The 20792-nt window shown below is 59.4% G+C and carries 19 protein-coding genes; 4 read left to right on the forward strand and 15 right to left on the reverse strand.

Annotated elements, in window-relative coordinates:
- The first annotated feature begins 173 nt into the window (after window positions 1–173).
- The 3 genes from ACNT1W_RS12640 (at window position 174) to ACNT1W_RS12650 (ending at window position 3176) form a co-directional block, all read left to right on the forward strand.
- A complete protein-coding gene (locus ACNT1W_RS12640; protein WP_419245657.1) occupies window positions 174–1544 on the forward strand; it encodes a formimidoylglutamate deiminase in 1371 nt (456 codons plus the stop codon).
- Window positions 1544–2107: a HutD family protein gene (locus ACNT1W_RS12645; RefSeq protein ID WP_419245658.1), complete on the forward strand. Its 564-nt coding sequence runs from the start codon at window positions 1544–1546 to the stop codon at window positions 2105–2107. Before ACNT1W_RS12640 ends, ACNT1W_RS12645 begins: the two co-directional genes overlap by 1 nt.
- A 67-nt stretch (window positions 2108–2174) precedes the next feature.
- Window positions 2175–3176 carry a LacI family DNA-binding transcriptional regulator gene (locus tag ACNT1W_RS12650; RefSeq protein WP_115184820.1) on the forward strand — a complete coding sequence of 334 codons (1002 nt, stop codon included), beginning with the start codon at window positions 2175–2177 and terminating at the stop codon, window positions 3174–3176.
- Window positions 3177–3412: 236 nt separating this feature from the next.
- On the opposite strand, the gene ACNT1W_RS12655 is transcribed toward ACNT1W_RS12650, so the two are convergent.
- The 11 genes from ACNT1W_RS12655 to galB form a co-directional block, all read right to left on the reverse strand.
- Entirely contained in the window at window positions 3413–4855 is a 1443-nt protein-coding gene (locus ACNT1W_RS12655; RefSeq protein ID WP_329906039.1) for a glycoside hydrolase family 32 protein, read from the reverse strand.
- Window positions 4852–6111, reverse strand: a complete 1260-nt coding sequence (locus ACNT1W_RS12660; protein ID WP_012006505.1) for an MFS transporter — start codon at window positions 6109–6111, stop codon at window positions 4852–4854. The genes ACNT1W_RS12655 and ACNT1W_RS12660 overlap by 4 nt, the downstream gene beginning before the upstream one ends.
- 173 nt (window positions 6112–6284) lie before the next feature.
- Complete coding sequence (locus ACNT1W_RS12665) at window positions 6285–7595, reverse strand: MFS transporter (protein ID WP_012006506.1); 1311 nt, start codon at window positions 7593–7595, stop codon at window positions 6285–6287.
- Between the two features lie 132 nt (window positions 7596–7727).
- Window positions 7728–9005, reverse strand: coding sequence for a cytochrome c (locus ACNT1W_RS12670; protein WP_419246869.1), 1278 nt, complete (start codon window positions 9003–9005; stop codon window positions 7728–7730).
- A 17-nt stretch (window positions 9006–9022) separates the two neighbouring features.
- Complete coding sequence (locus ACNT1W_RS12675; RefSeq protein WP_419245659.1) at window positions 9023–10639, reverse strand: GMC family oxidoreductase; 1617 nt, start codon at window positions 10637–10639, stop codon at window positions 9023–9025.
- The gene (locus tag ACNT1W_RS12680; protein WP_419245660.1) at window positions 10632–11153 is read right to left on the reverse strand and encodes a sugar dehydrogenase complex small subunit; all 522 of its coding nucleotides are present in this window, start codon (window positions 11151–11153) and stop codon (window positions 10632–10634) included. Before ACNT1W_RS12680 ends, ACNT1W_RS12675 begins: the two co-directional genes overlap by 8 nt.
- A gap of 34 nt (window positions 11154–11187) precedes the next feature.
- Window positions 11188–11652: a GlcG/HbpS family heme-binding protein gene (locus tag ACNT1W_RS12685; protein WP_261099095.1), complete on the reverse strand. Its 465-nt coding sequence runs from the start codon at window positions 11650–11652 to the stop codon at window positions 11188–11190.
- 143 nt (window positions 11653–11795) lie between these two features.
- Complete coding sequence (locus tag ACNT1W_RS12690) at window positions 11796–12683, reverse strand: DUF1932 domain-containing protein (protein WP_419245661.1); 888 nt, start codon at window positions 12681–12683, stop codon at window positions 11796–11798.
- A 13-nt stretch (window positions 12684–12696) separates the two neighbouring features.
- The gene (locus ACNT1W_RS12695; RefSeq protein WP_112363156.1) at window positions 12697–13788 is read right to left on the reverse strand and encodes a 4-oxalomesaconate tautomerase; all 1092 of its coding nucleotides are present in this window, start codon (window positions 13786–13788) and stop codon (window positions 12697–12699) included.
- Window position 13789: 1 nt separating this feature from the next.
- The gene (locus ACNT1W_RS12700; protein WP_012006513.1) at window positions 13790–14503 is read right to left on the reverse strand and encodes a 4-carboxy-4-hydroxy-2-oxoadipate aldolase/oxaloacetate decarboxylase; all 714 of its coding nucleotides are present in this window, start codon (window positions 14501–14503) and stop codon (window positions 13790–13792) included.
- Complete coding sequence (galB, locus tag ACNT1W_RS12705; RefSeq protein WP_017892595.1) at window positions 14500–15240, reverse strand: 4-oxalmesaconate hydratase; 741 nt, start codon at window positions 15238–15240, stop codon at window positions 14500–14502. Before galB ends, ACNT1W_RS12700 begins: the two co-directional genes overlap by 4 nt.
- A 128-nt stretch (window positions 15241–15368) precedes the next feature.
- On the opposite strand from galB, the gene ACNT1W_RS12710 reads away from it, so the two are divergent.
- Window positions 15369–16595, forward strand: a complete 1227-nt coding sequence (locus ACNT1W_RS12710; RefSeq protein WP_261412903.1) for a LysR family transcriptional regulator — start codon at window positions 15369–15371, stop codon at window positions 16593–16595.
- Between the two features lie 3 nt (window positions 16596–16598).
- Here the strand turns inward: ACNT1W_RS12710 and aroQ are convergent, their stop codons facing one another.
- Genes aroQ through ACNT1W_RS12730 form a run of 4 tightly spaced genes read right to left on the reverse strand, consistent with a single transcriptional unit; the run spans window position 16599 to window position 20532 of the window.
- Complete coding sequence (gene aroQ / locus ACNT1W_RS12715; RefSeq protein WP_012006516.1) at window positions 16599–17027, reverse strand: type II 3-dehydroquinate dehydratase; 429 nt, start codon at window positions 17025–17027, stop codon at window positions 16599–16601.
- 2 nt (window positions 17028–17029) lie between these two features.
- Entirely contained in the window at window positions 17030–17869 is an 840-nt protein-coding gene (locus tag ACNT1W_RS12720; protein ID WP_012006517.1) for an amidohydrolase family protein, read from the reverse strand.
- Window positions 17866–19128, reverse strand: a complete 1263-nt coding sequence (locus ACNT1W_RS12725) for a gallate dioxygenase (protein ID WP_419245662.1) — start codon at window positions 19126–19128, stop codon at window positions 17866–17868. Before ACNT1W_RS12725 ends, ACNT1W_RS12720 begins: the two co-directional genes overlap by 4 nt.
- A gap of 24 nt (window positions 19129–19152) precedes the next feature.
- The gene (locus ACNT1W_RS12730; RefSeq protein ID WP_261098630.1) at window positions 19153–20532 is read right to left on the reverse strand and encodes an MFS transporter; all 1380 of its coding nucleotides are present in this window, start codon (window positions 20530–20532) and stop codon (window positions 19153–19155) included.
- Between the last annotated feature and the right edge of the window lie 260 nt (window positions 20533–20792).

Genomic DNA, 20792 nt, shown 5'->3' on the forward strand with positions numbered 1-20792 from the left:
TTAACCTCGTCAAATAAAAAAATAATAACACCAGTTTACTGTTGGTGTCGGCGTATGTATATGTATATACAACTAAGGGCCGGTTCGCCACAGCAATGCGATGGGCCAGTGCATTTTTCGGATGCGCGATTATCGCGCGTTATTAGTCTTTACACTAACAGTGGAATTCTGCCATGCCTGCTTATTTTGCCTCACGCGCTCTGCTTCCTGAAGGCTGGGCGCATAACGTTCGGTTGGACGTTAATGCGCAAGGTCACCTGACCCAGGTGACTGCCGATGCCGATCCTGAGGGCTGTACCCGACTGCACGGCGACGTAGTGCCGGGTATGCCAAATCTTCATTCTCACGCCTTTCAGCGTGCGATGGCCGGGTTGGCGGAGGTGGCGGGCAATCCGCAGGACAGTTTCTGGACCTGGCGCGATCTGATGTACCGCCTGGTACAACGGTTGACGCCGGAGCAGGTCGAGGTCATTGCTCGCCAACTGTATATCGAAATGCTGAAAGGCGGATACACCCAGGTGGCAGAGTTCCACTATCTGCATCATGGTGCCGACGGCAATCCTTATGCCGATCGTGGCGAAATGACCGGTCGGCTCAGCCAGGCGGCAGCGCAGGCGGGGATCGGTATGACGCTGTTGCCGGTGCTGTACAGCTACGCCGGGTTTGGCGGCCAGCCCGCCCAGCCTGGGCAAAGACGTTTTATTCAGGATGCGGACGGCTATCTGGAACAGCAGCAGGTGATCGCACGTCAATTGGCTGATCAGCCCCTGCAGAACCAGGGCTTGTGTTTCCACTCGCTGCGTGCGGTGGAACTGGGCCAGATGCAGCAGATCCTGGCGGCGTCGGACAGCACGCTGCCGGTGCATATCCATATCGCCGAGCAGCAAAAAGAAGTTAACGACTGCCTGGCCTGGAGCGGTCGTCGTCCGGTAGCCTGGCTGTATGAACATCTGCCGGTGGATAGCCGCTGGTGTCTGGTGCACGCTACCCACCTTGATCGCGACGAACTCGAGCAGTTGGCGCGCAGCAAGGCGGTAGCGGGCCTGTGCCTGACCACCGAAGCCAATCTGGGCGACGGTATTTTCCCCGGTGACGCCTATCTGCAACATCAGGGCCGTTGGGGCATTGGTTCCGACAGCCATGTATCGCTCAACGTGGTTGAGGAGCTGCGCTGGTTTGAATACGGCCAGCGTCTGCGTGACCAGCGGCGCAACCGCCTGACCACACCGGAGCAGCCTGCGGTGGCTGACGTGCTTTACCAGCAGGCCCTGCAGGGTGGGGCACAGGCCTGTGGCGCGCCGATCGGTCGTTTGCAAAGCGGCTACCGTGCCGACTGGCTGGTGCTGGACGGTGACGATCCTTACCTGGCCGCCGCACCGGATACCTCCATTCTGAATCGCTGGTTGTTTGCCGGGGGTAAAGAACAAATTCGCGACGTCTTTGTCGGCGGTCGTCAGGTGATCGACCAGGGGCGTCACGCGTTACAGCAACAGAGCAGCACGGAGTTCTTGCAGGTGCTGAAAACCTTCCTGCAGGAGGCATGATGAGCCTGACGCGTTTTGATTTTGCTGCACTGCCGGTCACGCCGTGGCGCAATGGCGGCGGAGAAACCCGCGAGATTGCCTGCTGGCCGCCGGGGGCTCAGGACTTTGACTGGCGCGCCAGTATCGCCACCATCGCGCAGGACGGCCCGTTTTCGGCGTTCAGCGGCATAGATCGTTCTATCACGCTGCTGGAAGGTGACGGTGTTCACCTGTTCAGCGAAGGGCAGATTGATCATCACCTGTCACAGGTCGGCGAGCCGTTCTCTTTCTCTGGCGATGTGGCACTGCAGGCGACCTTGCTGGGGGGCAGCAGTCAGGATTTCAATATCATGACCCGGCGTGGGCGCTGGGCTGCCAGGGTGCAGCGCGTAACAGCGGCAACCAGGTTACCGGCGCAACATGCGGGCGTGTTGTACGTGTTGCAGGGCAATTGGATGCTGGGTGACGGTGTCACTTTGGCAGTGCGTGAAGGGTGCTGGTGGGCGGCAGGTGAGCACTCCGGTTCACTGACGCCGCTGGTGGAGGATAGCGTTATTCTGTGGGCCGACATCACACCCGGCTAAAGTGGGCTAGAGTCCGGCGCTAAGTTGTGGGATCATCTGGTTTTCTATCCGACACAGAGAAGGGCGCATGGCCTCGCTGAAAGACGTTGCCAAACTTGCCGGGGTATCGTTAATGACGGTATCCCGCGCCATCAACGAGCCAGACAAGCTGCGGCCGGACACCTACCAACGCGTTAAGCTGGCAATTGACCAACTCGATTACGTGCCCGATCTCGCGGCGCGGCGTATTCGCGGTGACAGCAGCCGGGTGCAAACCCTCGGCGTGCTGGCGCTGGATACCGCGACCACCCCTTTCTCGGTTGACATGATCCTGTCGATTGAAAAAACCGCGCGTGAACACGGTTGGAACAGTTTTGTCGTCAACCTGTTCGCCGATGACAGCGCGGAGCACACCATCGATTTGCTGCTGGCGCATCGGCCGGACGGGGTGATCTTCACCACCATGGGGCTGCGCCAGGTGAGTTTGCCTGCCAAATTGCTGGATAAAAAACTGGTGCTGGCCAATTGCGTCTGCCCGGAACATGCGGTTGCCAGCTACATCCCCGATGATGAGCAGGGGCAGTACGATGCCATGCGTACACTGATCGCCAAAGGGTATCGTGCGCCGCTGTGCATTCACCTGCCGGAAAATACCCTGGCGGCCGGGTTGCGCCGTCGTGGGCTGGAGCGAGCCTGGCGTGAGGCCGGTGGCGACGTTGAGCAGTTGCGGCAATATCATCTTGATCTGACCGACGGCGACGAGCACTACCGCGACAGCGTGGAACTGCTGCAACGACATTTCTCGCCGGGGCAGCGCGATTGCGATGTGGTGGTGTGCGGCAACGATCGGGTGGCGTTTATGGTCTACCAGGTGCTGTTGGCACAGGGCTGGAAAATCCCCCAGCAGGTCGGGGTGCTGGGCTATGACAATATGGTCGGCATTGGTCAACTGTTCCTGCCGCCGCTGACCACGGTACAACTGCCGCACTACGAATTGGGCCGCCAGGCGGCGCTGCACCTGATTAATCAGCTGGATCACCGAGAGACGCGAAAAGTGGCTTGCCCGCTGCTGCTGCGCGAATCACTTTAATCAATCAGGGCGCGCTATATGTGCCTTGTCAGATTCTAAGTTGCCTTTAAGGCTGAGATACCCGGGCCTAGCGCACCGAGGGGCCATTATGGGACACATCCATGTGTCCCACCCTACGGGCCGACTGGAAGTCGTTCCAATTTGCTCCCGGCAAATTGGTCGGCGGACAAGCCGCTACGACCCCATCGGCACGCTCTCCCTAATAGCGGACATTCCCAATAGCCTGTAAAAAAAGGTCAGTCCCAGATACTTTCCAGTTCCCAGCCCTGTGATGCAGCAAACTGCGCCTGTCCGCCTTCGGCAAACAGGCTAACGCCGCGCTGACCGTCGGCCGGGTAGATGCGGCTGGTCAGACAGGCCACTCCCTGATTGACGAACACCTCCAGCGATGAACGATCAATAAAGACTCGCAACGACAGTTCGTCCCCCTCCGGTAGGGGAACGCTGCGACAACCGCACAGCCCTGGCTCCTCACTAAACCGCTCTAACACCAGGCGATGGGCCTGATTGTCGACGTACAGCCTTGCCGCTTTGCCGATAGTGATGCCATAGCGCTCGGCATTGCTATTGGCCAGGTTCAGCGTCAGCGCCAATTCTTGCACTTCGCCGTCCAGAGCTTGCCGTTGGTTGCTCAATGTGACCGCAGCATACGAATGTTGCTGACCGCGCAACGCCGTCAGTTCCCGCGACGGGTTCATCAGTACATTACCATCGGTTGCCAGCGTCAATTCACGCGGCAGGGTCAGTGCGCCGGCCCAGCCGTGCGCTTTACTCGGCATCGGAGATTCCCACATGTCCATCCAGGCGAACAGCATGCGACGGCCATCGGCGGCGGTGAAGCTTTGCGGCGCATAGAAATCGTGCCCGCTGTCCAGCTCACAGAAGGGCTGTGTGACGCCAAAATCCTCACCCGGCTGCCAGTGGCCGAGCAAATAGCCACTCTGGAAGCGGTTGCGATTCCGGTAACCCTGGGCCGCCAGCCCCTGTGGTGAAAACAACAGAACCTGTTTTTCGCCCAGCGGGAAGAAGTCCGGGCACTCCCACATAAAGCCCTGACTCAGCGTTTGCGCTCCGCTCAGCACGCGGTCAAACTGCCAGTCGCGCAGGTCGCTGGAGCGATAAAGGCGCGCCTGTCCCAGCCCGTTCTCTTTGGCTCCGACCACCATCCACCAGCAGTCACCGGCGCGCCAGACTTTCGGATCGCGAAAGTGTTGAATGCCTTCCGGCGGCAACAGCACCGGCCCGTGTTTAACAAAATGGATCCCATCCTCGCTGGTGGCCAGGCACTGAACCTCGCGCACCTGATCGTCATCGCCTGCTTTACCCAGCCAGACGTGGCCGGTATAGAGCAGCGTCAGTACGCCGTTATCATCTACTGCGCAGCCGGAGAAACAGCCGTCCTTGTCATAGTCGTCACCGGGGGCCAGAGCGATCGGCTGGTGCTGCCAGTGCGCCAGATCCCGGCTGGTGGCATGGCCCCAGTGCATCGGCCCCCAGTTCTGGTCGTAAGGGTGGTGCTGGTAGAAAGCGTGATAAACGCCGTTAATACACACCAGGCCGTTGGGATCGTTGATCCAGCCGGCGGCCGGGGCCAGATGAAAGCGCGGGTAGTAGAGATCCTGACGCTGAGCGCGCAGGGCTTCGACCGCATGATCGGCTTGAGCTAAGGCATTTTTCATTGGGTTGGCTCACTTGATTTTAACGTGGATTGAAATTGAGGCGCACTGGCGACGGTCTCGCCGCGCAGCAGGAAGCAAGAAATCAGCGTGGTTCCAGCCACCGCGCAACCCATCAGCAAATAGGTGTCGGCAAAGCCGATGCGGTCGTAACCATAACCGGCCAGCGGTGCCAGAAAACCGGCGACGATTTGGCTGATAAACTGGAAGCCCACCAGGTACAGCGTGGAGGACAGGCGGCTGTCGAAACGGGTGGTGATGTACTTGAACATCGCCACCAGCAGGATTGGCAATTCTACGGCGTGCAGCAGTTTCATGGCGGAAATCATCAGGGCGCCGCTGGCAAAGCCGGAACCGACCATGCGCAGCGCCATCACGCTGCTGGCCAGCAACAGGCTTTGCTTTATGCCAATGCGGTTAACCAGCAGCGGGGCCAGGAACATGCCACCGGCCTCCAGAAACACCTGCAGCGAATTAAGGAAACCGTACATGCGGTTGCCTTCTTCGTGGGTGGGGAACTGCGAGGCGAAATACACCGGGAACTGCTGGTCAAACACGCCGTAGATGCTGGTGCCCAGCACAAACACCACCAGCGCCCAGAACCCCGGCAGGCGCAGCAGGGCCAGTGCGTCCTGCAGCTTCAGGTTTTCCGGCTTGCCGTATTCCAGACCGGCCATGGCGTTGGGTTTCAGCTCACGCACTTGCCACAGCAACAGCAGAAACACTGCCGCCGAGGCCGAAGCGATCCAGAAGTTGATATTGGGGTCGATATTGTAGTTAAAGCCGGCAAAGAAGGTGGCGCTGGCCCAGCCCAATGACCCCCACATGCGCGCCCGGCCGAATTCGAAACCGACGATGCGGCTGACTCGTTCGGTATAGGATTCCAGCGCGCCAATACCGGCATTGAACGCCAGGCTGACAAACACGCCGCCCACCAGTGCGCCGACCACCAGGTTGCTCTGCAGCAGCGGGGCGTAGACATAGATAAAGAACGGGCCGGTGAGTAACAGCAGCACGCCGACAAACAGCAGCAGGTGCTTACGCAGCCCAAGCTTGTCCTGAATAAAACCGTACAAGGGTTGGGCGCACAACGCCATGATCGACATTGCCGCGAAGATCAGCCCGGTTTCAGTCCCTTTCAGGCCGATTTTCTGGTTCAGCCAGATTGAGATCAGTGAAAAGCTGGATGACCAGGTAAAGAAGAAGAAAAACAACAGGCCGCTGAGAAGCACATAATATTTTTTTGTTTCGCGGTTCATGTGGAATGCCCTGATGGATGAAATTGGTACTATTGTTAACGTTAACTTTAAACCAGATAAAGCCATCAAAGTAAGGTATTGCGATGTTAATCACAAAAGTTAACGTTAACATTTTGCGAGTGTGATCGAAATCACCGAAGGGGAAACAGGGCGCGCTGGGCGCCCCAAAGGGATCAAGATTCGTTAAGTGAACGCAGATGATCGTCGCGGCGCAGGGTCATCAGCGCGAACAGGCTGACCACTGAGGTGGCTACCACGTAGTAGGCCGGGATATCGAGGTTGCCGGTCTGCTTGATAAGCCCGGTGATAATTAGCCCAGCGGAGCCTGAGAACACCGCATTGGACAGCGAGTAGGCCAGCCCCAAACCGGTATAACGAACCTGGGTGGGGAACATTTCTGCCAGCATCGCCGGGCCGGGGCCGGCCAGCAAGCCGACCACCGCACCGGCAATCATCACCGCGATGCCTTTGGTCAGCAGTGAACTTTGCGGGTCCTGCAACAGGTGCAGCAGCGGGAAGGTAAACAGGATAACCGCCACCACAGCCGTCAGCATCACCGTTTTGCGTCCCAGCTTATCGCTAAGGATACCGGCGGGCAAAATGGTCAGCGCGAAGCCGATGTTGGCCAGCACCGTGGCGACCAGTGCCTGCTGGAAGGTGGCGTGCAGCGAGGTTTGCAGATAGGAGGGCATGACGACCAAAAAAGTGTAACCGGCGGCGGACCAGCCCATCATGCGGCCAATGCCCAGAGCAATGGTTTTTGCTACGCCGCTCAGTTTTACCGCTGGTGGCTGCGTCGTAGAGCTACGGGTTTGCTGTGCCTGGGTAAAGGTTGGCGTTTCCTGCAGTTTCAACCGCAGCCACAATGCTACCGCGCCCATCGGCAGTGCCAGCAGGAAGGGAATGCGCCAGCCCCAGTCGTGCAGCTGTTCCGGCGTCAATAACGCGGCCAACAGCGCCACCAACCCGGCACCGGCCAGCAGCCCGAACGCAACGGTCAGCGATTGCCAGGCACCGAACAGGCCGCGCTTGCCCTTGGGCGCGAACTCGGTCATCAGCGACACTGCGCCGCCGAACTCACCGCCGGCAAACAGCCCCTGGAACATGCGCAACAGGGTCAGCAGCAGCGGGGCGGCGACGCCAATAGAGGCATAGGTGGGCATCACGCCGATCAGCGCCGTGGCTACCGTCATCAGCAGCAATACGGCAATCAGCGTCGGTCGGCGACCAATGCGATCGCCGATGCGGCCGAAAATCACCGCACCGATCGGCCGACAGAAAAAGGCCAGTGCAAAGGCGGCGTAGGTGAGGATCAGGCTGGTGATTTCGCTTTCGCCCTGCAGGCTGAAAAAGTTGGCGGCGATCACGGTGGCGAGAAAACCGTAAACGCCAAATTCATACCACTCGATAAAGTTGCCGACCGATCCGGCCAGTAATGCCTGCCGCGACTGACGTGCGTCAATCACTGTCGTTGGTGTACTCATCCCCATTCCCCGGTATTTGAATTATTGTTACTCCGTTCTAAATTCTTATGGCAAAACAATCAATTATTTTCAGCGGGAACTGTGAGGGGGGATCACCAGGGTAAGAACGTCATTACCCTGGTGGGGTTGGAATCAGGGTTTGTTGCCCTGTAAAACCACCGGTGGCTGGGGCAGTCCGGCGTCAGCGCGCAGTTTTTGCACCTGTTTGGCGCTGACGTTGGCCGCCGCCGGGTTGCCAAACTGTTTGCTGACGTAGTTGCTCAACTGGGCAATCTGCGAGTCGCTGAGTTCGCTGGCGAATGACGGCATCAGGATTTCCCCCTGTTGCATGTTGCGGTGTACGCCGCCCAGGATCACCGAAACCAGGTTATTCCCTGCGGCCGCGCCGGTGCTGCCATGGTTAAACAACGATGGATAGGCGTGGAACCCTTTCCCGATGCCGCCGCCATCCGCACCATGACAGGCAGCGCAGTTGCCGTTAAACAGCGCGGCACCGTCCTGTGGGTTGTTATTGCGACCGCGTCGGTCGAGATAATCCTGTGACGCCGTGCCCCAACTATCACGCGGCTTGCTTTGTTGCGCATCGGCGATGGCCGGTACGCTGCGCAGATAAACCGCCATCGCCTGCAGATCCGTCTCCGGCAGGTACTGCAAACTGTGTTCGACCGCCTCGGCCATTGGGCCGGACGCCGACGCACGGCCCGGTGCATAGCCGGTTTTCAGGTAGCTGACCAGTTCCTGCTGCGACCAGTTGCCGATGCCGGCGTTTTTGTCCGGGGTGATGTTATAGGCGGTCCAGGCTCCGAGATCGCCACCGGCGAAGGCTTTGTCGCTGTCCATGCCCATGGTGAGGTTCCGTGGGGTATGGCAGGTGCCGCAGTGGGCCAGGGCTTCGACCAGATAACGGCCCTGATTCCACTGGGCGCTCTGGGCTGGGTCTGGCTTTAGCTCACCCTGGTCGAAGTTGAACCATTTCCAGAAACGCATTCCCCAGCGCTGGTTGAACGGGAAGGAGAGATCGGTTTTCGGCGTGGCCTGTTTTACCGCTGGCAGTGACAGCAGATAAGCCTTGATCGCCAGCACGTCGTCGCGGGTCATTTTGGTGAAGGCATCGTAAGGCATTGCCGGGTACAGCTGGCCACCGTCTTTGCCGATGCCGTCACGCACCGCCGCGACGAATTCATCGTCACTCCAGTTGCCGATACCAAACTGTTTATCGGCGGAAATATTGGTGCCATAAATCACGCCGAACGGGGTATTCACCGGATAGCCACCGCCAAACGTCGGTCCGCCCGGCGCGGTATGGCAGGCGGTACAGTCGGCGGCGCGCGCCAGATATTCGCCGCGCTTGATCAGGTCAGCACCATTGGATTGCGCCCACAGATTGCCGCTGACCAGCAGCGGCAGCAGGGCCGTTAAGATTTTGTTCACGCCATGCCTCCTTTCAGGCTGTCCAACACCCGATCGGCCATATGCAGCGCCAGCGCTACGCCGGTCAGGGTGGAGTTAACGGTTGAGGCCGAGGGCATCACGCCGGTACCGGCGATAAACAAATTAGGGTGATCGTGGCTGCGGCAGTCGCCGTCCACTACCGAGTCGCTGCCGTCACGGCCCATGATCATGGTGCCGGTAATATGTTGGTTGTTGTCATACAGGCCACGTTTGCTGTAAATCGCTTCGCTGCCGCCCATCTGCTTGACGATCCGCTGAAAGTCGAGCATCGACTGGTCGTAGCCGCGGTGAACATACTCCGGGAATTTGTAGTACACCTCCAGTTTGGGAATGCCCCAGGCGTCCTTCTCGGTTTGACTCAGCTGGACGCGGTTTTCCGGTTCCGGCAGCATTTCCAGCAGGCATTTCAGCTGCACGTAGCGTTCGGACTGGAATGCCAGTTTGTCGTTCAGCGCTTTGCCGTAGTAACCCTGGCGGATCAGCCTCTCGGTGAGGTAACGCACCGGCGAGGTATTGGACACGTCAACGCGCAGCGCTGAACGTTCGGCCCGGAAGGCGCCGTCGCGCAGGTTGTTGATGCTGCCGGGACGCATCGGGCCGCGGCCGAACCAGACCGGCTCGTCGGCGTAGAATTCCACCGAGCTACCGGGGTGATCCATCAGGTTGCGGCCCACCATACCGGAGCCGTTGGCGATGCCGTTCGGGTAGCGTTCACTGGTGGAAATCAGCAGAATTTTTGGGCTTTCGATACCGTTGGCGGTGAGCACGAAGCGTTTGCCGGTGACGCGGTGGCTGACCTTGTTGCGGTCGAGATAATGCACCGCCACGATCTGTCCCTGGTCATTGGCCTCGATGCGGTGCACGACCGCATTGGCGATAATACGCGCCCCGGCCGCCAGGGCTTTATTCGCCGAAATGCCGCCGTGATACTGCGCGTCGATCGGGCAGACCGGCATGCAGTTGTTATTGCCGCAGCAGGCCGGGCGGCCGTCATAGGGCACGCTGTTACGCGCCTGCGGGCCGATACCTACCTCGTAACCCAACCCGGCTATGCGTTGCTTAAGGCGTTCAAAACCGTAAGGCAGAGGGATGCCGGGCAGCGGGTAGGGGCGGGAGCGCGGCGAGTCCAGTTCGCTGTCGCCGGACACCCCCATCTGGTACTCCGCCTCGCAATAATAAGGCTCCAACTGTTCATAACCGATTGGCCAGTCGCGGCCGACGCCGTACAGGGTTTTCATCCGCATGTCGTTTGGCAGCAGGCGAAAAGCCTGTCCGGCCCAGTGCCAGGTGGTGCCGCCAACGCCGCGCAGATATTGGGCGCGGTACGGATCCGGGCCTTTCTGGATCAGATAGTTGTTGTCCGTCGGAATAAATTTCGGCTGCGGTGCCCAGGGTTCGGGCGGGAAGGGCTCGGTGAAATCACCTTTGAACGGCGAGTTGCGAAACAATTCGACTGCCTTATCGCGTTTGATTTCCGGGCCGGACTCCAGCATCAGCACCGAAGCGCCGGCCTGCACCATTTTCAATGCCGCCAACGAACCGGCGATACCGGCGCCAATTACCACAACATCGGCATTTAATGAATCAGACATGCGCCGTCTCCTTACGCGGGGGATGAGTCCAGAAATTGGGTTCGCCGGGGCAATAACTCGGCGGCAGCAACGCGTCGCGCACCTGTTGGTAGCTGACGATATTTTCAAAGGCGATACAGATTGGCCTGGCAGGATCACCGATCACGCCGAGATACCAGCCGCTGATGAGTGACTGGTACAGCGCAGCGAGGGGTTCAGGTTGGCGTTGGATCAGCGTATGAAAGTCTTCGCCGGCCAGATCGGTATGCTGCGCCATCAAAGTAGCCAGCGTGTCAACCTGCTGCTCAAGCTGTGGGAACAGGGGCTGCAACGCGACATAAAGGCGTAGCGCCAGGTGCGGATCCGGTAGTGGAATGTCGGTCAGCAGGCGCGAAATAGCCAGAAAGTTGTCCGGCATCGTGCCAGGTTGCGACTGAGCAAATGCGGCGCGGCCCAGCAGGTTTTGACCGACAACGCCAACCGCCCACAGACTCGCCGAAGCCAGCACCAGCCGGCGGCGTGAAATTGAAATCATGATGAGTTCCTCGAACGGGAAGATCAGGCCGCGGTTATTTCAACGCGCCGGCGGCGGTTTGCGATGCCTGGTTGTCGATTTCCTGTTTTGGCGTGCTGACACCGACAGCACCAACCACTTCGCCGTTCAGCGTCAGTGGATAACCGCCGCCCAGCGCCACCACGTGCGGAATGCTCAGTACGGTGATTTCACCGTTTTGCAGGCGCTGCATAAATTTCAACGTGGGTGCACGATACAGCGCGGAGGCCCGCGCTTTACCGATGGAGGCATCGACGCAACCCAACGGGGAACCGTCGAAACGCTGGAAGGCCAGCAACGTGCCACTGCTGTCGACCACTGCCACGCAGCCGAAGCTGTTTTGCGTTTTCAGCGTTGACTGCACGCTGGCGATCACCTGATTTGCCTGGGAGTTATTGAGTTGCGGAGCTTGGGCTGCCGTGGCGGTGTTGGCTAATGCCAGTAAGGCCAGGGCGCAGAGGGGGGCAGAGAGACGTTTCATCACAGTGTTGTCCAGTGCAAAGGGGGCGGCGTAGCCCGCGAAGAGATATATGGTTAGCTTGCTATGAATCATTTGGTACAAAATACGCCGTTATCAGGTTGTTAACAATGTTCGGCGTGTGAAATATTTTGGTTTTTTTGATGTTAATCACCGGCCGGATAAATTTTGCTCAATGCGGTTTGCCAAACGAAAGGCGTCAGTTCCGAATAGGCCAGCCTTTGGGCGCTCATGGCGTCAACCAGCCCCTGCTGACTGGCGACGGTCGCCAGGCTTTGGTGTGGCTCAATGCCAACGTCTCGCAGCGTTTGCACCACTTCACGCATCTCCTCGGCCCGGCGTTTGCCGTGCTCCGCGATCCGGCTGATCAGGTAGTGGGGCAACTGCTGGTCCCAACCCAGTGACGGGAAGCTGGCATGCAGGGAATCCAGTACCGGCTGTTCGACACCGTAACGCTGGGCGGCGAGCAGGCACTCGGCGGTCAGGGCTTCCAGCCCCTTAATCATCACGCTGCGGCACATTTTGATGGCCGAGGCCTCCCCGATGTGAGGGCTGTAGACCTGGCTGTTGAAACCCAGGGCATTGAGCTGCGCTGCGATCGTCACCGCACCCTCACCGCCCAGCAGCAGGGGCGTTTTCAAGCGCTTGGGCGGCACCGGCGCCATTACCGCCACTTCCACGTAGACCGCGCCGCTGGCGCTGATTGCCTCGGCGGCGGCGCGCTTGGTATTGGGGGCCGCAGAGTTGAGGTCGAGAAAGGTTTGGCCCGGACGCAGCAACGGTGCGCACTGTTGTGCAACCGCCAGCGTATTGGCGGCGGTGACGGCGGAAAACACCAGCGTTGCGCCTTCCAGCGCCTGCACCAGCGTAGAGGCGAAGTGGGCGCCGCAGGCGGCCGCTTTCTCTGCCATTGCCAGCGAAGCCTGTGGGTCAAAGGCACAGACGGTAATGTTTTGCGCACGTAGCTCCTGCGCCAGAATGCCGCCGACTTCGCCAAAGCCGATTAACGCTACCGAGGGGAGAGCTAAGCTCATGGTATCTCCTTGATTAGTGGGGCCATACTGCGCCGGGAATACAGACTTCACCGCTAAAAATCAGCCGGGCACTGCGCAGTAAACCAGCACCGAGCAGCGAGGCTGCGCCGCTGTGGTTTGGATCGCGCTGCAACAACACGCTGAATTCGCCGCTGGGGTGTTCAACGCTCAGACGCAGTTCCGCGCCGTCGCCGATCTGGGCCAGCCCCTGGGTGACGCTACCGGGGATCAGGCAGGCGGTGGCGACGCTGACCGCGCCCAGTACGCCGATCGAGGCATGGCAGCGGTGCGGAATGAAGGTACGGCTGCTGAGGGTGCCACCGTGACGCGCTTCGGCAATCAGGGTCATTTTGGGCACGCTACGTTGGCTGACGTCACCGAGGTTCATTTTTGGCCCGGCCTGCAGGCGGATGCTCTCCAGGCGGGCTTTCAGTTCTTGATCGGCATCCAGTTGTTCGCGGGTTTCATAGCCACTGCGGCCGACCTCCGCCGCACGCAGCAACACCACCGGCATACCGTTGTCGATACAGGTCACCGCCACGCCGTCAAAACTGTCCTGCGGATTGCCTGTCGGCAGCAACGAGCCGCAGCTGGAACCGGCAATATCGCTGAAGGTCAGTACGATTTCCGCTGCGCGGCCAGGTACTCCATCAATGGCCAGGTCCCCGTCGTATTGCACTTCTCCATTGGGGGTGGCGATGCGCGCCAGGGCAATCTGGCCGGTGTTCTGCATAAAGATCCGGACTTCGGTCGAGACTGGGCCGGGGTTAACCAACCCGCGCTCAATGGCGAACGGAGCCACCGCCGCCAGGATATTGCCGCAGTTCTGGCCGTAGTCCACCTGCGGTTGGTCAACGCTGACCTGGGCGAACAGGTAGTCGACATCGGCGTCGTCACGCGGTGAACGGCTGACGATTGCCACCTTGCTGGTCAGCGGATCGGCGCCGCCGAGGCCGTCAATCTGCCGCAGATCGGGGGAACCCATCACCGCCAGCAGCACCCGATCGCGTTGGTTCGGGTCGGCGGGTAAATCCCCGGCGAGAAAGAAGGCCCCTTTGGAGGTGCCGCCGCGCATCAGTAAACAGGGGATCCGGCGTTGGCGCATGTTAATCCTCCAGCAGATCCAGTGAGTCGTAATATTTCAGGCCTTTTTCCGCCAGCCGTGGGCGCATCTGGTAGATATCCAGCCCCAGTTCGCCGTTGGCCATACGCAGACGCTTGCTCTCTTCCAGTTCGGCACGCTGACGGCTGGCTGCCAGCACCTGTTCGGCCTCGGTTTGTCGCACCACCACCACGCCGTCGTCATCGGCGATCATCACATCGCCGGGGTAAATCAGTTGCCCGGCGCAGACCAGCGGTACGTTGACTGAACCGAGCGTCTCTTTCACCGTGCCCTGGGCATACACCGCCCGTGACCAGACCGGAAAGCCCATTTCCCGCAGGGTGCGAGTATCACGCACGCCGAGGTCGGCGATCAGGCCGCGCACACCGCGTGCTTTCAGTGAGGTGGCCAGCAAATCGCCGAAGTAGCCGTCGCTGCAGGGGGAAGTGGGGGCGACCACCAAAATGTCGCCGGGCCGACACTGCTCAACCGCCACGTGAAACATCCAGTTATCACCGGGTGCGACCAACACCGTCACTGCGCTGCCGGCGATGCCGTGGTCCTGTTGGATCGGGCGGATTGCCGGGTCCAGCAGGCCTTTGCGGCCTTGCGCTTCATGCACCGTGGCTACACCAAATTCGGCCAGGGCATCCAGAGTGTTGGCGTTTGCCCGTGGGATATTGCGGATCACCACGCCTTTTTTACCGATCAGGCTCATGCCAGTTCTCCCGTCACGCGCGGGAAGATGCTTTGGTAGCCTTCGCCGTAAACGATGTTTTTGCTACTGGTGATGCCGACGTTGCGTTTGGCCTGCACGCCGCGCTGCTGGGCGACGCGGGTGTAGTATTCCCACAGGTGTTCCTGACCGGCCATACACTGGATCGCCTGGTATTTTTTGTCCCATACTTCGGTGATATCCAGCAGCACGTCCGGCTTCCATTCGCACTGTTCCGGCTGATGCGGTTCGAACAGGTACACCGGCGGCGCACCGACGATGGTTTCACCTGGGCGATAGCCTTCTGCCTGGGCGATAATGCGGGCCTCCTGAGTCAGGTGGCTGGCCAGCGGGTGATCGTAGTTGTACGGATCTTTTTGCGAATGGGTCAGCACAAAGTGCGGCTGTACTTTTCGGAATACGTCGGCCAGGCGGAACAGCGCCTCTTTATCGGCCCGTAGCGGATAGTCACCCATATCAAAGAATTCGATGCTGGCGCCCAGGATCTCGGCGGCGGCGTGGGCCTCCTCGCGCCGGGAGGCTTTCACTTTGTCCTCGGTCATCTGGCCTTTACGCCACAGCTTGGCGGATTCTCCCCGCTCGCCAAACGACAGGCAAACCACGTGGACCTGATAGCCGAGCTGGGTATGCAGGGCGATCGCGCCGCCGGCACGCCAGACAAAATCGGCGGAATGGGCGCTGACTACCAGGGCGGTTTTGTTTGAGGCTGTATTCGTCATCATCGGATTCCTTGGGTCGGTGTAATGACTTCATGCTGTCAGCTCAGGCGGAGGACGGATAATTCATTTGATTGCAGCAGGTATGCGTTTTATTTATATTGCCAGCCACGGGAAAAGGAGATGACGCGATGGACTATGATGAGAATATGCTGACAAACCTGATGCAAATCAGGGCATTCAGTCAGGTGGTGACCCAGGGGAGCGTCTCACGTGCAGCCGATGAGCTATTCCGAACCCAGTCAGCAGTCACCCGCTCAATCCGCGATTTGGAGCAGCAGCTGGCGGCACCCTTGTTTGAACGCCATGCCAGCGGCATGCTGCTGACCGACTTTGGCAAATGCGTGCTGCCGCGCGCCCGGCGGGCGATTGATGAATTGCACCAGATACCGGCGCTGCTAAAGCGCTTACAGGGCAAGGGGGGGCAGACGCGCGGCGATCCCGAACCCTTGTACCTGTTCAATGTGCGACGACTGCAGATTTTCGTCTGCCTGTGTGAAACCCGGCATATGCAAACAGTCGCCACGCTGCTCGGACTAAGCCAGCCGGCGATCAGTGCCGCGCTCAAGGTGCTGGAAAACGGTGCCGGGGTGCCGTTGCTGGAGCGCACCCCACAGGGGATGGTACCGTCGCTGGCCGGCCGTGAAATCGAGGCTAACGTTCGCCGTGCGCTGAATGAACTGCAACATATTCCCGCGGATATCGCTGCCCGCCGCGGGGTGCTGGAGGGGCGAGTGCGGGTGGGGGCATTACCGTTGGGACGTACCCGGCTGTTGCCGCAGGCCATCATCCAACTGACCTCCCGCTATCCGGGCGTCAGCGTGGTGACCAACGAAAGCGCCTTTGCCGCCCTGGCCACCGAGCTGCGTTCCGGGGATATCGATTTTATTTTTGGTGCTCTGCGCGCCAGCGATTATGCCGCCGATGTGTACAGTGAAACGCTGTTTACCGAGGATATGGTGCTGCTGGCGCGCCGCGATCACCCACTGGCGACACCAGGCTTAAGGCCTGAACAGCTGAGAGCGGCGCGCTGGGTCTTACCACGCTCCGCCACGCCGGCGCGGCGCTTGCTGGACGATTGCTTCCTGGCGATGAATATTCCGGTACCCAATCCGGTGGTGGAAACCGGCGATTTGGCATTGGTGAGGGGTTTGCTGCTGAATTCAGACATGCTGGCGGCGGTGTCAGCCCACCAGTTGGAATATGAGCTGGCCTCCGGTGAACTGGTTCAGTTACCGATAGCGCTGCCCAATACCGGACGCGCCATCGGTCTGAGTTGCCGCACCGGCAGCCTGCACTCTCCGGCGGCGCAGGCACTGATCGCCTGCCTGCGGGAAGTCTGTGCGATTAACCTGTAGCGATTATAACCGTGCCGCCTGCATCAGCGCGTACCGGTATCCCTGAATGCCAAAGCCGCAAATCACGCCGTTGGCCACGTCGGACAGATAAGAGTGATGGCGAAACGGTTCGCGCTTGTGCACGTTGGTGATATGCACCTCGAACAGTGGCAAGGCTACTGCCGTGACAGCGTCACGTATTGCCACCGAGGTGTGCGTCCAGGCTGCCGGATTGATCACCAGCGCATGGGCCTTGCCGCGCGTTTGCTGGATCCAGTCAATCATTTCACCTTCATGGTTGGTCTGGCGAAACTCCAGCCGGCACTCCAGCTCGGCGGCGGTGCTGCGACACAGTTGTTCGATGGTCGCCAGCGTATCTGTGCCGTAGGTCTCAGGCTCGCGGGTGCCTAACAGGTTCAGGTTCGGGCCATTGAGCACGTAAATGGTTTTCATCTTTACTCCGATAACTCGCTAAAACCAAACAGCCGCTGCGGCGTCTGCCATAAAATTTGCCGACGCGTTGGTGCGTCGGGGAACATCTGTTCGGCCAGCATCAGTAGCGTGCCCATATCCATGCGTTCGGTGGCACGCAGGAAAGGCCAGTCCGATCCCCACATGCATTTCTCACCGCCGTAGGCCGCCAGCAGCGCCAGCAGGTAAGGCTGACCGTCGCGGAACGGATACTGTTGGCGTGAAAACTTGGCCAGACCGGAAAGCTTGACGTAGGTGTGCTCACGCTGTGCCAACGACAGCAAAGCCTGAAACGCCGGTTGCTGAAGACCCGCGCTGACGTCCGGCCGACCCGAATGGTCGAACAGCAGCCGGGTGCGGGTGCGTGCCAGCAGCGGCATTAGCGCCGGTAACTGGTCGTCCTGCACCTGGATTTGCGCAAACATTTCCAGTTCTGCCAGTTGCCCCATTAGCCGATCCAACTGCAAGAAAGGTTCGACGCCGAGCATCGCCACATTCAGCGCGATGCCGACCACGCCCTGTGACTGCAATCCGGCAAGAGTTTGGCTGTCCACATCACGCGGCACCACGGCGATGCCTTTGTGACGGCCTTCGCCACCGGCCAGTGCCGCCAGCAGGTAGCGGTTATCGGTGTTGTAAGCCGACGTCGGGCCGACAATCAACGAGTGGCGAATGCCGTAGGCCTGCATCACCGCGCGATAATGTTCCAGGGTTGCCAGTTCGTGGCCTTCCGGGTTGTAACCACTGTCCGCCACGTAGGGAAAGCGCTGTGGGTCGAAAATATGGTGGTGACAGTCTATTTTCGGCTGGTCAAAAATATTCATTTTGGCGCTTTCCCCGCAACGGAATACAACACTTGCTGATTGCGGGTTTGCTGGAACTCATCCAGCGTCTGGCCACGCATCGCCGAGTAGATATGCAGGTTGGATACCCCGACCACCGCTCCGAGCTTTTCCAACAGGAAGAAACTGACGCCGTAATGGATCAGTCCGCGCCAGTCCAGCTCGCGCAGCAGCTGTTGTTCCTCCGTGGTGAGCTGCGCTTCGTCGAACAGCGCCTGCTGGGCGTTATTGAAGCGTTCGCGCCAGGCCGGCTGGATCAGTTTGTGCAGGAAACGGTTGATACGGATGGCTTTCAGGCTGCGCGCATGGGTAAAGGGATAGGTGCCCGGCAGTTTCTCAACCCCCGCCAGTTGCAGGTTGATTTTGTCGCGCTGGCGCTGATGGACATCTACCGGTGCCTCGCGCGCCTGGTTTTCCAGGATCAGCGTGGCGATACCGGTCATGGACGGCAGGTAATAGGCCTGATGCAGTTTTTCGACGTTGGCCGACAGGGCGCCGCGCATAATCAGCCACATGATCACCTCCGCGCCCTCCAGCCCACCCAGGGTGGCGTACTCCGCCAGTGTGATTTCAGTCAGGCGCTCCGGATCGTTAACCAGCAGGTCGATAAACTGTTCATCCCACTGCGGGTTATTGAAACCGCAACGTTCGCCATGCACCTGATGCGAGACGCCGCCGGTGGCCACCACCGCGACGCGCAAGTCTTCCGGGAAGCTTTCAATTGCCCGGCGCAGCGCCTGACCGAGCTTGTAGCAGCGGCGAGCCGAAGGGATCGGGAACTGCAGCACCCCGACCTGCAGCGGCACCACCTGCATCGGCCAGCCGTTCTGCCACGGCAGCAGGGCGGAGAGCGGAGAGAACAGCCCGTGATCGAGCGGCTTATCCTGGAAGAACGACATATCAAACTCGTCGGCCATCAGGCTGGCACCGATGTGCTGTGACAGCGCCGCATGGCCGCGAATCGGCGGCAAATCACGCGGGCCGCCACCTTCGTCGGCCACCGCGTAGCTGTCGTCAATGCCGAGCACGAATGCGGAATAGTGATCGAAGAAAAACGAGGTCACGTGGTCGTTGAAGACATACAGCAACACGTCCGGCTTTTTCTCTTCCAGCCATTGCTGCATCGGGGCGAAACCGTCAAAAATGGGCGCCCAGGCCGTTTCGTTCTGCTTGTTGTGATCCACTGCAAAACCGATGGTTGGGGTGTGTGACACCGCCAATCCGCCAATGATCTTAGCCATCGTCTACCTCTGTATTAATAAGAATTACCGGTTATTCATGGTGCGTGACAACGCGGGCAGATCGGTGATGTCGATGCCCTTAACCATTTCTGCCGGATGTGCCTTTTGATGATTAATGATAGTGATCGCCGCCAGCAACGCCGGGATCGCCAGAATGATAAAAATGCTGGTGGCGCCGGGGAAAATACCCAGCAATACGCCACCCATTGACGAGCTGATAATGGCGCCGCTGCGGCCGATGCCGTGCATCCAGCTGACGCCGGTCGCGCGCATTTCAGTGGGGTAGAATGCCGGTGAGAATGCCTGCAGACCGGTCTGCGCCCCGTTGATACACATGCCGCTAACAAAGACCAACACCGCCAACAGCGTCGGGCCAAAGCCCCAGATACCCTGTGACAGCAGGCAGAACATGCCCATCAGATAAAACAGTCCGATCACCCGTTTGGCGACGAAGCGGTCCATCAGGTAACCCACCAGCAGGCCTCCCAGGGTACCGCCCAGTTGGAACAGACCGGCGATTATCGCGGCGCGCTCCAGTGAGAAACCGGCGCCGCGCACGATGGTCGGCAGCCAGCCGTTGAGCAGGTAAATCACGAACAGCCCCATAAAATAGGTCAGCCACAGCACCAGGGTGCCCCTGGCGTAACCATTACTGAACAGTTGCAGCACGCGGGCTTTCTTTGGGATCACCGGGGTTTTCAGCATGAAGGTGGTACCGGCGCTGAACACGCCACCGGCGCGGCGCAGGATTTGGGCAATTTTTTCTTTGTGATGGTTGCGCACCACCATATACAGCGTCGATTCCGGCAGGATCCAAATCAGCAGCGGCAACATCAGCAGCGGCATGATGCCGCCCAGGAACAGCACCGCCTTCCAGCCATAGTGCGGCAACATGGCGGCGGCGATAAACCCGCCGGCACCGGAACCAATATTAAAGCCGCTGTACATCAGGGTGATCATCAGGCCGCGGCGGCGTTCGGGCATATACTCTGACACCAGCGTGACACAGTTGGGCATCACCGCGCCCAAGCCCAGGCCGGTAAGAAAACGCAGCAAGGCCATTTCCAGCGGGGTGCGGGCGAAGGTGCTCAGCAGGCTGAACAACGCAAAGCACAGAATGGACAGCAGCAGCACCTTCTTGCGGCCAAAACGATCGGAATAGGGGCCGGCGATCAGCGCTCCCAAAGCGACGCCAAACATCGCAGCACCGAGGATCGGGCCCATTTCGGCGCGCGAAATACCCCAGTCTTCAATCAGTGCGGGGGCGATAAAACCCATCACCGCGGCGTCATAACCATCAAACATGATGATCACGAAACACAGAATTAATACCAGCCACTGATAGCGGGAAATCGGGCGGGAGTCTATCCACGCTTTGACGTCGACAATGTTGCGGTTGCTCATCGGGTACGCTCTCTGTTTTTTTTATTAATATGTGATCGGATTAAAACTTTGGTTGCAGGCCGGAAACGTATTGAATGAGCGTCAGTGGGCATTGTCAGAATATTTATATCATTTATTTTATAAAAAACAGCTAATTGTGCGATTCCTGACTGACGACTCAGTTACCACGTTAGGGACTGTGGCTGCCGGTGTCTGCCGGAAAATGATTAACGAGGTATGAGTTTTGTTTATTTGGATAAAAAAACAGGGTGCCATGGGGC

The sequence above is a fragment of the Serratia sp. NFX21 genome, assembly GCF_048517035.1.
Classification (GTDB): Bacteria; Pseudomonadota; Gammaproteobacteria; order Enterobacterales; family Enterobacteriaceae; genus Serratia; species Serratia quinivorans.

Excerpts from the sequence above, each read along its gene's own strand:
- ACNT1W_RS12640 (WP_419245657.1), top strand. The coding sequence starts at position 174 with ATGCCTGCTTATTTTGCCTCACGCGCTCTGCTTCCTGAAGGCTGGGCG.
- ACNT1W_RS12645 (WP_419245658.1), top strand. The coding sequence starts at position 1,544 with ATGAGCCTGACGCGTTTTGATTTTGCTGCACTGCCGGTCACGCCGTGG.
- ACNT1W_RS12650 (WP_115184820.1), top strand. The coding sequence starts at position 2,175 with ATGGCCTCGCTGAAAGACGTTGCCAAACTTGCCGGGGTATCGTTAATG.
- ACNT1W_RS12655 (WP_329906039.1), bottom strand. The coding sequence starts at position 4,855 with ATGAAAAATGCCTTAGCTCAAGCCGATCATGCGGTCGAAGCCCTGCGC.
- ACNT1W_RS12660 (WP_012006505.1), bottom strand. The coding sequence starts at position 6,111 with ATGAACCGCGAAACAAAAAAATATTATGTGCTTCTCAGCGGCCTGTTG.
- ACNT1W_RS12665 (WP_012006506.1), bottom strand. The coding sequence starts at position 7,595 with ATGAGTACACCAACGACAGTGATTGACGCACGTCAGTCGCGGCAGGCA.
- ACNT1W_RS12675 (WP_419245659.1), bottom strand. The coding sequence starts at position 10,639 with ATGTCTGATTCATTAAATGCCGATGTTGTGGTAATTGGCGCCGGTATC.
- ACNT1W_RS12680 (WP_419245660.1), bottom strand. The coding sequence starts at position 11,153 with ATGATTTCAATTTCACGCCGCCGGCTGGTGCTGGCTTCGGCGAGTCTG.
- ACNT1W_RS12685 (WP_261099095.1), bottom strand. The coding sequence starts at position 11,652 with ATGAAACGTCTCTCTGCCCCCCTCTGCGCCCTGGCCTTACTGGCATTA.
- ACNT1W_RS12690 (WP_419245661.1), bottom strand. The coding sequence starts at position 12,683 with ATGAGCTTAGCTCTCCCCTCGGTAGCGTTAATCGGCTTTGGCGAAGTC.
- ACNT1W_RS12695 (WP_112363156.1), bottom strand. The coding sequence starts at position 13,788 with ATGCGCCAACGCCGGATCCCCTGTTTACTGATGCGCGGCGGCACCTCC.
- ACNT1W_RS12700 (WP_012006513.1), bottom strand. The coding sequence starts at position 14,503 with ATGAGCCTGATCGGTAAAAAAGGCGTGGTGATCCGCAATATCCCACGG.
- galB (WP_017892595.1), bottom strand. The coding sequence starts at position 15,240 with ATGACGAATACAGCCTCAAACAAAACCGCCCTGGTAGTCAGCGCCCAT.
- ACNT1W_RS12710 (WP_261412903.1), top strand. The coding sequence starts at position 15,369 with ATGGACTATGATGAGAATATGCTGACAAACCTGATGCAAATCAGGGCA.
- aroQ (WP_012006516.1), bottom strand. The coding sequence starts at position 17,027 with ATGAAAACCATTTACGTGCTCAATGGCCCGAACCTGAACCTGTTAGGC.
- ACNT1W_RS12720 (WP_012006517.1), bottom strand. The coding sequence starts at position 17,869 with ATGAATATTTTTGACCAGCCGAAAATAGACTGTCACCACCATATTTTC.
- ACNT1W_RS12725 (WP_419245662.1), bottom strand. The coding sequence starts at position 19,128 with ATGGCTAAGATCATTGGCGGATTGGCGGTGTCACACACCCCAACCATC.
- ACNT1W_RS12730 (WP_261098630.1), bottom strand. The coding sequence starts at position 20,532 with ATGAGCAACCGCAACATTGTCGACGTCAAAGCGTGGATAGACTCCCGC.